Below are 13,690 nucleotides of genomic sequence, written 5' to 3'. Positions count from 1 at the left end.
GGAATTGGTTAACGGAATCCACTCACGGGGTTGCAATTCGTGACGAACGACTCTATTTGAATCCCCAGCGCAAAACGCCCCGCCTGGTTGGGCGGGGCGCGCTCGGTCCACCGGGTGGTGGACTGAAACCGATCGGGGGCCGTCGCCGGCCCTCGGATGTTCGCTGTGGAAGGTGGAATATCTAGGTCCGCGGCGGCTCTCGGTCAACATGGCACGAAAGGATTTCGCCATGGCTGACACCCCGAAGCCGCTCTCTGAGGGCCAGCAGTACATTTTCCGTCCGTTCATCACGCTTCCCAACGGGACCGTGCTCTGGGCCCGGAATTATGGAAAGCGGGCCTTCCGGATCCCGGTCGGGCCGGTTAGCGAGCGCTAATCGGTATCAGGAGATGGTCGGTCCGAGCCCGGCCTTCTTCCTGATGTCACGACCTCATCGCTGCCCTCCCGGTGTTCGTCATATCGGATGCGCCTCACGAAGTCGGCCACAGAACAGGTTCAGCTTATGTCGAACGGGAGTCCGATCGTCGCGATCCGGAATTGGTTCACTGCCCAACCCGAGGATGTGAGAGGGGAACTCGCACTCCACGTCGCCTATCCCTTGTTCGACGTGGATCCCGGGGTTATCGCGGACGTGCCTAGGAGCACGCAGCTCATAGTGGATTGGCTGGACGACACGATCGCACGCCACCTGCAGTTCGGCCGGCTCCTCTCGTTCACGGCGTGCGTTGACTACATGATGCGCGGCCGCGACACGGCTGAAGCCTGGGCTGAAACCGAGGAAATGACGCGGAAACTAGTCGAGGACGCTGGACCGGCATCACGTACAGCCCAGGCGATGCTGGCCATGCTCCCGGCCCGACAGGAGAAGTGGATTAAGCTCGCTGCCGAGTGGTATGCGCTTCGCGATAGCATCTTCGCGGGCAGGCAACTCGACGCCTGGATGTTCCGCGGCTGAGGCTCGACACCGCCATCCCGGCGGCTATCCTGTCGGGATGCGCTACGCCCTTGCGAGCACAAGAGAGCCCGCTACGGCGGGTGCCGAGCGGGCTGAAGGTTGTTCAGCCTTGGAGGGATGAACGCGCAGATCCTAGCTGACTATGATCACCTGTCGCCTCACATGCATGTGAGGGCGGATCTGGGTCTCTCCGCTGTCGGCCGTCATCGCTTAGGAGCGGATCTCAGGCGGCATCCATCACAGGCGTACCCGGTGCCCTCCACTCGCCATGGGTGTCCATCCCGCCGGCCTTGAGCGGGAACCGCATCTTCTCGGCCTGATGGGTGGTGACGACCGCCGCCATCTTCTTCCCGTCTACGATGAGGTTGTGGACGTGGACGCTCTGCTGCCGCTGCGGGGGCGGCCCGGCAGTAGGCGCCGGATCCTTGCCGTAGGGGTTCATCTGCCGGGCGTTGCCCAACTCGCCGCGGTGGACCTTGAAGCCCTCCCAAGCGCCGAAGCCCTGATGGCGCCGGATCACGTCGGCCAATTTGCGCTGGTTCTCAGGGCTGAACTTGTCGTTCCAGCCGAGCCCAGCCTCGCCCATGTAGGTCTTCATCGTCTGGCCGACGATCTGGAACGCCCCGATCGCTGAGGATGACCCGTGACGGGCGCGGACGCTTCGGCCGAACTGATAGGCCTCTGCGAGCGACATGTCCGTCAACGGCTTGCTGGGCAGACCGTAGCGGCCGTTGCCGAGCACCACGTTGTACGGGTCCTTGCCGGCCGTACCCTCGGCCCGCATGATCGCTTCGTACCAGCTATTGCCGGCTCCTGTGCCGGGGCCGAAGGCCCCGCCCCGGCCTACCGCCCGAGCGACACCCGACGATCCGCCGAAGTTGTCGTTCGCCCCGCCGCCGAAGCTGGCCTTCTGGATCATGCCGCCGAGACTGTCACCGCCATCAAACGCCGTCTTGCTGAACGGGTTGATCTTGTTGAAGAGGCTCTTGAGCATGTCGCCAATGGCCGTGTCGAGGCTGGCGCCCATCTCAGCGATGGCCGTGGTCAACTTGCCGGGCCATGAGGTGATCTCGGCCGCCAACAGCGTCGCGGTGCTCTTGATCGTGTCGACGGACGGCGTGATCGACTTCACCCACTCGCCGAATGCGATAGCCGCCTTGTTGAAGATCGCATCGGCCGCTGCAAGCTCAGGCCCCGCCCACTTCCCGAACGTGACGGCCAACCGGTTGAACCCCTTGTCCGCCGCGTCGAGCTGCGGGCCCATACCGGTGGTGGACTTGAGCCAGTGCTCGAAGGGCTCGCGGAAGGCGACGAACGCCGCCGTGGCACCGACGATGCCGGCCGCAATCCAGCCAGCCGGACCAAGCGCGGCTATCAGCGCAACCGAACCGCCGGCAGTCAGGGACGCGCCGAGGACTGCGATGCCCTTGCCGACCGCCTCAACGGTGCCGGCCATCTCGGGTTTTCCGGCCCATTGTGCCCACCCGGACAGGGCTTCGTTGACCCGCTTCAGGTTCTCCGTCGCCACGCCGACCAGCGGGGCACCCAGCGCCTGGACGAAGTTCGTCCACTGGGTCTCGAAGGCCTGCTTCTGCCCCTCCCAACTCTTGTCGAGATAGGCACCCTCGTTCAGGGCCTTGCGGGCCTGAAGCATCAGCTGTGCGTCCTTGATGAGCTTGGGCCACTGCTGCAGCATCTCGGTGACCGCCTTCGCGGCGTTCCGATCGGGCAGGATCTTGCTGACCCACTGAGCCTGCTCGACGGTGCTGCTCGTCTTCCGGTCCAGCGCCGGCTTGAGGTACTTCTCGACCCACTCGCCAGGGTTGACCGCGAACTCCTTGTCGCCGCGAACGGCGCCCATCTCCACGCGGGTGACCTTGCCGGTGAGCGGGTGGTGCGTGACCTTGCTCTCGTCCAGCAGGCCCAGCGATGACATGGCGCTAAGGGCTTCGAGCTTGTTACCGGTGCCCGCCACAAGCTTGTTGAAGGCGGTCATGATCATCACGCCGGCATTCGGGCCGTTCTCCTGCACCAGGGCCGGGAAGACGCCGTACCGGAAGTCGTCGCTGACGTTCCGCAGGGCCACACCGCCCGCCCGCTGCGCGGTGAGGTACTGCCCGATCTTGAGCTGATCGCCGTAGGCCACGCGCATGGCCGTCATTTGCTTGACGTGCTCGGCCATGTCTTTGGGGTCGATCTTGCCGGCGATCTCGCCCGACTTCATTGCGGCGATGGCTTCCGCCTCGAAGTTCGTCGCCCCCTTCCCATGCGCACCGCCCTGGTAAGCTTTGAGGAACGACGTCATCTTCACGAAGTCCTCGGCGTGATGCGTCGCAGCTTCCTGCGAGCCGAAAGTCATCCGCGCCTCGCTGATGGTCTTCAGAGCGTCTGCAGCACTGACGTTCGTGTACTTGCCTGTCAGCTTCCAGGCCTCCGCATAGGCCTCTTGGATCTCTAGGGACTTCACTCCCGCAGCAGCCATGTTCTGCTGGATCTTTATCAGCTCGTTCCCTTTGTCGACCATCTTGCCGACAACGGCGAGCGCTGCCGTACCGCCTGCGATCGCAAGACCACCGCCGATGGCGAGCTTCACTCGGTTCATCGCGCTCGTGGTGTCGTTCAGCCCCTTGTTGAGCTTGTCGACTTGGTGATGGGCGTGGATGAGGTGCGTCGCCAGGGAGCCGAGGATCGCCGAGGCGTTGCTCGACATCTGCAGGGCGACGGCGACCTTGTAGACATCACTCACGCGGGTTCTCCCTGGGTTTGGACCAGTCCGGCAACGTGATTGAGCCGGTCATTGAGACGTCTCAGATCCTCGGCCGCCCGGGCGTAGGCGCTACCGGCCGCCACAGCCCACCGGGTCACGGCTTCCAACTCGGCGGGCGAGCCCGAGCCGGCCTCCAACTTCGCGGCCACCGCCTCGGTGGTGCGGTGCATGTCCATGATGCGGTCGGCGAGGTCAGCCAGGCGCTTGCCGGCCGCCTCGATCGGATCCTCAGAAGCACCCATCTGCCAGCGTCTGCGAGCGCGCCGCTCCGCCGAAGTCGTCATCAGGCGTCCGCCTCGGTCTGCAGCGGCTGCATCTCCTCCGCGAACCCCTTTGCGGTCAGCCCGGAAGCTGCCACGAGGTCGTTCATCAGGATGTCGGCCGCGGCCTGGCCCTGCTGATAGTCCTGCTCGATGCCGGACAGCTCAGTCAGCTTCGGGCCATTGACACGCTCGGCCACCTGGTTGCGCAACTCGCCGTAGAAGTGCTCCGTGAGGCCGCTAAGTGCCGGCGGGGCGTCGAGGATCGCGGCGGCGCCCGCATCGTCCCGGATCAGCTGGTTGGCCGTGCTCATCCGCTCGTGCGGCTGCAGGCTCCGCATAAAGGTGCGGATCTCTTGGCGTCGCATCTCGCCCACAGGGTCGGTCGGATCGACCCGAACCGGATCCTCAAGGGCGGCACGTTGCGCGGCGGCGTAGCTCAGGGCCTTGCGAACCGGCCGGGTGGCCTTCGCCAGGTCCGGCATCAACTCCGATCGGACGATCTGCGCGAGCGCAGCGCGGCGGCCCACGGTCGAGAGCTTCTGATCCGCCTCGATCTCCGACTTGCGGACATGGAAGCGGTCCGAGATGTCGAAGATGCGGTCCACGCATGCGACGACGGAACCGGTATGCGGCTGCCCGACACGGACACGCTGCGTGACGTTCTCCCGGATCATGCGCCGGTTGCGGATTTCATCTTCAGTCATCCTACGCTCCCTTTATCCAACCTTTGGCAATTGCTTCGTCGCGCGAGATCAGGCCCTTCGCGATGTCGAGCTTCCACCGCGGATCACCGGGCGCGTACTTGTCGCCGCGCGTGAACCACTCCGGCGCGGGGCCGGAATGCTGAGGAAGACGACCGCCGTGCCCCAGCGAGTAGCGGCCGATTGCTGCGACCGGGGCGGCCTGCGTGCGGATCACCAGGGCGCCGGCCACCGCGTTCGCTACATCGTCGTGTGAGCCCGGGGCGTGGTCGATACTGTCCCGGCCGCCGCGAGCCGTACGACGCTCCAGGGACACGAGCTGCGCCGCCAGCGCCGGCACGTCGAGCAACTCGACCTCGCCGCTGTTCAGCTTCGGCAGCAGGTCGAGGTAGATCGCAGACTTGGGCTGCTCAGCCGGCACGTAGGTGATGCCGTGGCGCTGGAACGCCTCCCGGGGCCACTCGCCGGCATACCGATCGCCCGTCACGCGGGAGAGCCCGTAGCGCTTCAACAGGCCCGCGAACTCCGTCACCACCGACTCGGGCGAGAACGGCGCCTTGCGCTCGCGCACCGCATCCAGAACCACCCGCTCGCCGACCTGATGGCTTATCGCCAACGTCATGCTGTCTGACGCGCCGCCGGACGGGTCCGTGAAGGCGCGGTAGGCGGTGCCGGTGACCGGTGGCCGCTCGGTGATGCCCGGCGGGATCGCGGCCTCGACCACCTCCCGGGAGACGAAGCTCTCAACATCACTGCGGAACTCAGCGAGGTACTCGGCTGAGGCGCTCGGGAGATCTCGCTCCAAGGCCTCGTCGATCACCGACTGGCGGACCGTTGGGTTCATGGCCCGGGTCGCAGCGCGCCAAACCAGGGCAGGTGCGCCATCCCGGCCGTAGTGGCGACGGTAGGCGTCGTAGAGGGCGCCACGCCGTGCATAGGGCGACGAGGCGCACAGCAGCATGGCGTTCGGGATCGTCGCCATCGCGGGCCGTAGGGCATCGAGGATGGCGTAGTCCGGCTCGGCAGCGTCGTCGGTCGGCCAGAAGGCCAGCTCATCGGCCAGCGCAGCAGCCAAGGTGCGCCCGCGGACGGCGCGGTATGAGGAGGTCCCGACCTCAATCGTCACCCGGTTGGTGAGGTCGAACTCGTCGGCCGTCTCACGCTCGACCATGCGGGCCAGCATCGGCACCTCGGTGAGCAGCGCGCGGATGTAGCGGATGATGGTTCTGGCCTGCCGGCGGTCGGTAGCGATGATCAGGATCGTGGCGCGCTCGCCGGGGGCGAGGTGCTGACGGTACTCACGGAAGGCCGCGAGGTAGGTGGCGATCAGCGCCAACACGAAGGACTTCCCGGCGCGGCGCCCGCAGATGAGCCACGCCTCGGTAAAGGCGGCCTCAGGAGCCTCAGAGCGGCCCGTACAGGCTCGATAGATCTCCTCCTCGGCATCGGTCAGCGGAAGGCCGAACAGGGCGCCTACGAATGCCCTCCAGGCGGCCCAGGTGTCGGCATCCTTGAACCAGGGCCCGAACAGCTTCGGGTCGCGCATCGCCTGAAGCAGGTTCATGCCGCGTTGCCCTCGATGTAGTGGCGCAGATCGGGCGTCACGTCCTGCGGGCGACGTTGCAGGCCGGTGGCTTCGAGGAGGCGGCGCAGATTGCCGGCTGTGCGGCTGTAGAGGTCCAAGGCTTCGGGATCGGCCGCGCCATCGGTGGCAAACTGCACCTCCATCCGCTCCAATTCGACGGTGAGCGTCGCTGCTCTCCGGATCAGGCTCTTTTCAGCTTCGGAAACCGCGCCCTCGCCACCAAGGTCGGCCAGATGAAGGGCCACGAGGTCACGGAGGCGACGCGCCCAACCGGTTCGACCATCGACGTTGAGCAACAGGGCGCTGCCGTTGGTGATGCGGCTTTGATGGGGGCGCTTGGGACTGGCTATTTCGGGGCTATCTGGCACCAATCTGCACCCGTGCGTTACCCGGAAAGGGCGAAACACACGAAAGATGCGCGCTAAGTCATTGTCCTGCAACATAATAGGACGCAACATCATCTGTTTTAGGATCAGTAGGTGCCGATTTTGACCGACTCAGCGGCCCCGACGACACTTTGGTGCGCAGACTCGCGTGGTCGCAGCTTTTTTGTGAACCTTGGCCGCTGTTTCGACTAGCCGGAAGGCTTGGCATCGAGCGGCAGTTAGGGGTTTTGGGGGTTTTAGGGGTTTCTTTTGGCCGCTCCGGTGGAACTGTCAGCACATGCTGCGCTGGTGGTCGGCAGTCGCCTCGCCCCGGCCGGATAGCTCTCAGCCTCGAAGTTGAGATGAACTGACAGTTAGGCGCCTTGGGATGAAAAAAACCCCTAAAACCCCTGAAACCCCTAACTTGCACCGGCGCATCAGAACTCCGGTGCCGACCAACCAGATGCGAGCGATCCGATTTGGCAGAGCGAAAAGCGGTTCCCGTTGCTGCTATCGACCTTCATCTCAATCCGGTAGCCATCGACGACACGCCCCTTGATCCGGGACAGCCATCGACCGAGCCGGCGGCTATTCACGACGCCGCCTTCGCCAGCCTGCCGCAGAAGCAAGTCGCGAAACTCTGGCAACAGAAAACCTTGCTGGCTGAAGTCGAAGCTGCTGGTAGGCACTTTCGCACACGCGATCTTAGTGATGGCATTCGTCGTGTACCCCTCAGACAGAGTGAGGTGATCGCGCCAGTACCCAATCAGCTCGCGGATCGCGGACAGCTCCGGATCTTCCTCCCGCGCCGTCTCCATGCTCTCAGCCGGATCGGCCTGTCCGAGCCAGATCAGCGGCGCGCGGACCATCTCGCTCCAATCCTCATAGGATCCGAGCGGACCGCACACAGCCGGCGAGCCCGCCACGCGATAGGCCCGGATTACCGTCAGGGCCGCAGCGACGTAGGACGCTCGGTCAGCCAGAACTCGCGCGACAGGGTCGAAGCCGAAGGTGCGCAATTCCGGCCTGTCGACCTCGGCGTCCAGGGAACAGACCAAGGCGCGCCGGGTCATGTCGCCCAGCAGCACGAGGTTGTTGCCGGTGGCGAACACCGTGGACCGACACTCGAGCTCCGGCGCCTCGCTCTTGCCCAGGATCCGCACACGAACCAGGGGGCGCTCGGTAAGCTGGCAGAGCATGTCGCCGCCCAGCTCGCCGTTCACATTGTCGATCGACACGACAGGCACCGCGTCGCGCAGGAGGGCGCCCAGGCGCTTCTCGGTCTCCTCCTCGGTCTTGCCGGCAGCGATTACCGGACAGCGTCGACCGCTCGCGATAGTGCTGGCGAGATCAACGAGAAACGACTTCCCTGTGCCGGGCGTGTGCGCGCGGATCGCGTGCAGCGGTGCGGTGGGCAGCACGCCCCGCACGATGGCAGTGAAGATGCCGGACAGCGCCACGGCACGATCGATCGGACCCACGAACGGGAAGCCGTCTAGGAGCCGGTCGATGAACTGCAGGGCCGCGTGCGCTTCCTCCTTAGTCGGCCGCTCGGTCAGTGCCGGCATCACGAAGTCCGGATCGTGAGCGAGGTACAGCCGCGTAGCGGGGTCGTAGCCCGCGGCCGTCAGCAACGAGCCGTCAGGCCGGAGCGTCGGCGTGGTGATGATCCCGGCAACTTGCGGGCAGTTCCAGAGGCCCTCGCGTGCAAGCAGCGTCGCCGTCATCTCGTGCGGCGGGTTGATGTCCAACCAGTCATCGGCCCGGCGGTCGAACTTCTGCACCCGCAGGATGCGGGCGGCCCTATCGGCAAGGCTCACGGTGGTGAACGGGCACATCCGTGCGACCGTGGTCATCCGGCCCTTGGCGGCCGGTACGGTATCAAGGACGGGCCGCACCAGAGCGCCGGCACGGGCGTAGATCTCGACGCGTGCCTCCAGCAGCAGGCTCTCCATTCGGTCGACCGCCTCCGGCACTTTGCCGTAGACGAAGCGCACGATGGGGCGGCCGTCATCTTCCTGCGGCTCGGCCTCAGGGTCTGCGCTGGCCCTACGCTCTGCCCGATCCTGCCTCGGTGCGCCGGACCGGCCCTGACGCCGCCAGCCATTCTGCGTCGCATGATAGAACAGCGTGGCGATCGTCACCGAACGGCCGCCCGCGAAGCTTGACCACTTGCCGGAGGTGAAATCAGCATCGTCCTTCGGAGAGGTGGCCGACCAGCGCTCCCAGAGATCGCGCCCGGCCTCGCCGAGGCCATCGTAGAGAGCGAACCCGATCCGGATCCAACCGTCATAATCGAAGTCGTTCGGGACGTGCGCCAGCGCTTCTTCGATCGTCGCGCGGTCGGGCTTCTCATGGCTCCTGAAGCCGGCAGCCCGCCGGCCCTTGTCCTCCCGCTTCTTATTTTCCTGCTTGCGCTCGCGCGGAGTTGCGCCGCCGTTCTTCCGCAGGATCTCCTCAGCCTCGGCAACGACTTGCAGAAGCTTCTCATAAGTCGTCTCGGGAAGATCCTTGAAAGCGACCGTCAGCGGCGTTGCGTCGAACCAGCGATAAGGCTGCATCGTCTCAGGGTGCGTGCCGAAACCCACGAAATGCTGCCCGCGAGCCAGCACCTCAACCTTCGTCGGCTTTTCCAGGGGATCGTCCGTGAAGTGGATCGCGGCAGTCTGAATTTTGTCGATCGGCACGGCGAGACGGTAGCAGAGGAGCGCCTTCGGATCGCGACCGGTCCGCACCAGCGGCGTCGGACCGAGCCGATCGACAATGTGCTCCTCGACAATCGCGGCGAGAGGCCGGTTCAGGATATCGATGTCTACCCCGATAAGCCGGCCGCACAGCAGTCCAGTGTTGCAGCTGTCTGGGTACCTCGCTTCCCAACTGCGGATCTCCTCCAGCGTTGGTTCAAAGCACCGGTTCTGCCAATTCGGCATCACTGGCCGCTTGCCAGCAGATTTCACGTTCATGTCGACGCCCGACACGGGCACCGGGTCGTAGCCTTGGTCGCGAAGAGCGAGGCGCAGCTCTGTCGGGGAGAGGCGGAAATGATCCGTCATGCCGCGTACTCCGGATCGTCGACAAACCGACCGTCGCTCAGCTCGCCGTAGGCCACGTCCGTCCAGGCCGGACGAGCGTCTGGAAGACGGCGGAGCCCGTTGGTTTGGATCCGCTCGACCTCGGCGCGAGCATCATCCAGGGAGTTGAAGTACACACGGCGCAGAAACCGGTCGTCGCGGTACAGCTCGGCACACCACTGGCTGAAATCGAAACCAAGCCGCACGGAGTCGGCTTCAAGCCGGTGCTTCCGAAGCCGAGGGAAGGTGAGGAGAGTCGCACTCATGCGCGCGCCTCCTTCGGACCAAGCCCGTTCAGCTCAGAGTAGGTTCGGGCGACTGGGATCGAACAGCGAAGCTGCCGGGCGAGACGTTGGATAATCCGGGGCGCAGTGTTATCTTCGGAAGTGTCGATCGTGCCAACGAAGACAGCTTCCGAAGCCTGCCGGCGTGCCACCGCCTGGCAGGCTTCATGCTGATAGGCCATGACTTATGCGGCCTCCGGCGTGCGACGCGGACGGCTCCGCTCCCATTCGGCCAGTGCTGCGATGCTCCAGTAGCGGAAGCGTCCCATATAGATGGGCCGGGGAAAGGCCATCCGAGGATCAGCGAGCCACCGGCCAATCGTCATGCTGGTCACGCCATAGCGTTCCCAAACATCCCGCGCAGGCAGGTAGCGCTCATTCACTTCAGGATTGTAGCCGCCAGCGGGCTGCTCCATCAGATTTTGCATCTGTTCCTCGCGTTGCTTCGAGTAAGCACCCGAGATATTCGGCAGCATACGAGGCAGCGCAATTAGTGGGATTTTTTCGGCACTAGTTCTTTTCAAATGGCACTAGGCTGGTCGAACATGACGCAGCGCCTCAAGCGCGATAGCGCTTTATCCGAGCGACATCTTCGTTGTCGGGGGCAGCAAGGTGGAGTTCCGTTCCATCGAAAGGAAAGTTCACCGGTGCCCGCCACGGATCCCAGTCCGTCACGAGCAACGCCGCCCGGTCCACAATCTGCTCAGACAGAGTCAGCATTGAGCAGTGATCAATCGGGAATTTACGTCCCTGCTGCCTGAAGGCCAACAGATACGACATCCAAATGTGAGCCGAGTTCTTGTACTGTAACCAATATTTCTTGATCGTATTTATATTTTTACCTATAGGTTTACCAAGACGCTCCGCCTCATCTGATACAATAAAGACAGCCTTGTTCCAGCTTATTTTCAAATCTGGACGATGCTCTGAATAACGCATCATATTGTATAGTATGGTCCCTGCGTACATACCACCGAGCTGAGCACTTTCGAAATCCGCAGCCATGTGGCGACCTAAATTGGTTTTTCTAAATCCTGTTCGGCTTCTCAATCTGAAACACTCTATTTCTTCTTCGATACTGTCGAAGTCGTCCGGGAAAAGCATGTGCGCCTGAACGATGCCGGGCAGACAATCGTCGACCTGCCCATCGGAGAGAACTACGGGCATTTCTCGCATCAAGAAGCCCTCGTATTGAGAGACACGACGTTCGACTGCGGATCTTCAACTACGAGATCGGCAACGAAGCGGCTCCAGACCTCAAGGGCGCCTCGCTTCTCGTCCGCGAAGCTGTGCCGCTGGTAGACACCGACGATCCCACCGAACGACCCAGAGGTGTGGTTAAGGATGCGCTCAATCACCGGCAGGTTGATGCCGAGCCGCGCCATACCGGACGCCATCGTTCGACGGAGATCGTGCAGGGTCCAATGCGGGATTGAGACTGCCTCAGGATCCTTGTCGACGGCTACAGCGGCCTTACGCGCCAACCGGAGCATCTCCGCGTCGAGGCGCTCCTTGGCCTTGCTGTAGCCACTGGCGGCAGTCCGACCGGTGGTGGTGAAGACGTAGCCGCGCTCGCTGCGGATCCGTCTGACGGAGCTGATAGCTTCGAGGGTGAGATCCGATAGAGGCACGGAGTGCGCGGCGCCGTTCTTTGAGCGCTCCTTCGGAATGGTCCAAGTTCGGTTTGTGAGGTCGATCTCGCGGTCAGACATCTCTCCGACCTCACGGAGACGTTGGCCGGTGAGCAACAGTACCCTGATCATCGGACCGAACGGCTGGCCGAGCGCATCGGAAGCTTGCCAGACGAGCTTCAATTCGTCATCGGCTAGCACCCGGTCCCGACTTTTCTCGGGGGAGGGGGCTTTGACACCGTCACAGGGGTTGCTGATGACGACGCCGCGCTCGACGAGCCAGCCGAACATGCGGCGCACCGCGGCAAGGGTGCGATTTGCTGCGATCGGAGCGCCGCGGTCTACGATGCCGTCGAGCAACTCGATCACATCGCGGCGCGTGATCTCTTGAACCGGGCGATCTCCCCAGGCGGGCACCACGTCGACGTTCAGCAGACGCTGCGTCTCGCGGGCGCTGCTCTCCCGAGTGTTGGTCTTGGCGTAGCGCTCCACGAACCGCTCGACGGAGGCACGCACTGTGTCCCGGCTGACATCAACAGGCGGCAGGCGCCGACGTGCGGCCTTCTCCCCGGCGGGATCGGCGCCGGCAGCGATGCTGATGAGCGCAGCTCTACCGAGATCGCGCGCAGCCTTGAGGTCGATAGCCGGGAAGGCTCCGAGCGTGAGCTTCTTCGGCTTGCCGGCAGCACGGTAGCGCACGGCCCAGGATTTTGCTCCGGACGGTTGCACCACAAGGTAGACACCTGGCAGCCCGGCATCGGGGATTTCGAGGCGCCGCACGGGGTCGGGCTTGATGCGCTCAACCGCTGCGGCCGTGAGAATTTTCGACATCACCAAACCCCGCGCCGGGTAACATCCGGGTATCATGTCGGGGCCGTTATGCCCCGTTACCCTGTGTTACCAACGTGGAACAACAGGAGCAGAACAACAAGTCGGCACAACGCGATAGACGGTCGAAAACCGCCTGACATGTTGCGCCCTGTTCGCTCGTTTGGCGTGTCTCTTAATCAGCGGGTCCTAGGTTCGAACCCTAGTGCGCCCACCAAGCCTTCCTGGAACGCAGCCGAAATCCCTGGCTCCTTAACTCTCGGCCTCGCCGCGCGGATGTCGCCTCGGGTTGCAGAGGTTCTCCTCAACGGATCTCGAAGCTTCGGTGCCTTCCCAGTCGGGGGCGGTGTTGGCGTGGGTCAGCAGGGCAGGGGCGCGCCGTGACGAGAATGCGGCTCCGCTCACTGCATCGGCCCTGCCGCAGACATCTCGGACAGGAAGCGGCATGACCTCCACCGCTCTCGCCGTGATGATGGCCGGCGTTCTGGGCGCGTTCGGCATCGTCGTGTTCGCAGTCGACTGGGTGCCTGGTTCCGTCGTCGGCTTACCGAACCTGCCCACCAAGCGCGCGATCGGCCTGTGGTTCTACTACGGCGCGCTCAGCATCGCCTTGGCCGCCTGGCTTGTGTGCACGTACTTCTGCACGGTCGACGGCTACGATGCCGTCCCAGCCGTGCGAGACAGCTACTGCAGGCCGGCTGTCGCCGCCAAAGCGTGACTCCGGCGGCCTCGAGGCCAGTTGAGATGCTCAGCCTGCAGGTTTGCCGCGGGCCGTATGAGCGATGATGTGCCAGCGTGTGTCGCCGATCCCGATCCGGCACCTGAGTGGCAGCGCGCCCGCGAGGTCGATCGCAACGTCCTGTCCGCTTCACGCGGTCCGGGGAGCAGGCGATAGGCCGGCGACCGGAACCGGCACTTCGGCCTCTGCCGCCCGGCGTCTGCGCGCGGCTATGTTCGCGCCGAGGCCGACGCGGGCACCGGGCCGTAGCGTGACCCGGTCGCGACGCGGGCCGGCAACATGGCCCGTCGAGCCTCCGGCGGCGTCGACTGGCGGGCGATGCCGATCCATATGTTGGTGGCTCGGCCGTGCCTCGGCGCGTCCGGGACATGCGGCGTTCGATGTCGAGCGGTACGACGGCCGGCGGTCGCGTCGCGGTCGATGGCCGAGGGCAGCTCGCGCGACAGGCGCGCAAGGATCTCCGCGCGGCTGAGCCCGGTCTGCTGCGTGACTTGATCGAGG

At 64.4% G+C, this 13,690-nt stretch carries 13 protein-coding genes; 3 read left to right on the top strand and 10 right to left on the bottom strand.

All coding sequences use genetic code 11. From position 1 onward, the window contains the following. Nucleotides 1-229: 229 nt before the first annotated feature. Nucleotides 230-376, top strand: a complete 147-nt coding sequence (locus tag BLT59_RS31240) for a hypothetical protein (RefSeq protein ID WP_175543988.1) — start codon at nt 230-232, stop codon at nt 374-376. An 87-nt stretch (nt 377-463) separates the two neighbouring features. Then, entirely contained in the window at nt 464-955 is a 492-nt protein-coding gene (locus tag BLT59_RS10010) for a hypothetical protein (protein ID WP_091778996.1), read from the top strand. A gap of 223 nt (nt 956-1,178) precedes the next feature. Here BLT59_RS10010 and BLT59_RS10005 read toward each other — a convergent pair whose 3' ends face one another. The 10 genes from BLT59_RS10005 to BLT59_RS09965 all read right to left on the bottom strand — a co-directional run bounded on the left by BLT59_RS10005 (nt 1,179) and on the right by BLT59_RS09965 (nt 12,453). Then, the gene (locus BLT59_RS10005; protein WP_091778994.1) at nt 1,179-3,701 is read right to left on the bottom strand and encodes a lysozyme family protein; all 2,523 of its coding nucleotides are present in this window, start codon (nt 3,699-3,701) and stop codon (nt 1,179-1,181) included. After that, nucleotides 3,698-3,964 carry a hypothetical protein gene (locus BLT59_RS10000; RefSeq protein WP_091778991.1) on the bottom strand — a complete coding sequence of 89 codons (267 nt, stop codon included), beginning with the start codon at nt 3,962-3,964 and terminating at the stop codon, nt 3,698-3,700. The genes BLT59_RS10005 and BLT59_RS10000 overlap by 4 nt, the downstream gene beginning before the upstream one ends. Before the next feature lie 41 nt (nt 3,965-4,005). Next, nucleotides 4,006-4,689 carry a hypothetical protein gene (locus BLT59_RS09995; protein ID WP_091778989.1) on the bottom strand — a complete coding sequence of 228 codons (684 nt, stop codon included), beginning with the start codon at nt 4,687-4,689 and terminating at the stop codon, nt 4,006-4,008. A gap of 1 nt (nt 4,690) precedes the next feature. After that, nucleotides 4,691-6,250, bottom strand: a complete 1,560-nt coding sequence (locus tag BLT59_RS09990) for a hypothetical protein (protein WP_244513926.1) — start codon at nt 6,248-6,250, stop codon at nt 4,691-4,693. After that, on the bottom strand, nt 6,247-6,567 hold the full coding sequence (locus BLT59_RS09985) for a hypothetical protein (protein WP_244513925.1): 321 nt from the start codon (nt 6,565-6,567) through the stop codon (nt 6,247-6,249). The genes BLT59_RS09990 and BLT59_RS09985 overlap by 4 nt, the downstream gene beginning before the upstream one ends. 506 nt (nt 6,568-7,073) lie before the next feature. Continuing rightward, entirely contained in the window at nt 7,074-9,689 is a 2,616-nt protein-coding gene (locus BLT59_RS09980; protein WP_091778987.1) for a PriCT-2 domain-containing protein, read from the bottom strand. Beyond that, nucleotides 9,686-9,973 carry a hypothetical protein gene (locus tag BLT59_RS09975; protein WP_091778985.1) on the bottom strand — a complete coding sequence of 96 codons (288 nt, stop codon included), beginning with the start codon at nt 9,971-9,973 and terminating at the stop codon, nt 9,686-9,688. The genes BLT59_RS09980 and BLT59_RS09975 overlap by 4 nt, the downstream gene beginning before the upstream one ends. A gap of 203 nt (nt 9,974-10,176) precedes the next feature. Further along, nucleotides 10,177-10,467, bottom strand: a complete 291-nt coding sequence (locus tag BLT59_RS09970; RefSeq protein ID WP_091778983.1) for a helix-turn-helix transcriptional regulator — start codon at nt 10,465-10,467, stop codon at nt 10,177-10,179. An 82-nt stretch (nt 10,468-10,549) separates the two neighbouring features. After that, nucleotides 10,550-11,167, bottom strand: coding sequence for a hypothetical protein (locus BLT59_RS30610; protein WP_139174043.1), 618 nt, complete (start codon nt 11,165-11,167; stop codon nt 10,550-10,552). Continuing rightward, a complete protein-coding gene (locus BLT59_RS09965) occupies nt 11,167-12,453 on the bottom strand; it encodes a tyrosine-type recombinase/integrase (protein WP_091778981.1) in 1,287 nt (428 codons plus the stop codon). Before BLT59_RS09965 ends, BLT59_RS30610 begins: the two co-directional genes overlap by 1 nt. 442 nt (nt 12,454-12,895) lie before the next feature. On the opposite strand from BLT59_RS09965, the gene BLT59_RS09960 reads away from it, so the two are divergent. Continuing rightward, nucleotides 12,896-13,168, top strand: coding sequence for a hypothetical protein (locus BLT59_RS09960; protein WP_091778980.1), 273 nt, complete (start codon nt 12,896-12,898; stop codon nt 13,166-13,168). The last annotated feature ends 522 nt before the right edge of the window (nt 13,169-13,690 follow it).

This window comes from Methylobacterium sp. UNC378MF (assembly GCF_900103195.1).
Lineage (GTDB): Bacteria > Pseudomonadota > Alphaproteobacteria > Rhizobiales > Beijerinckiaceae > Methylobacterium.
This window is presented reverse-complemented; position numbering and strand designations above follow the sequence as displayed.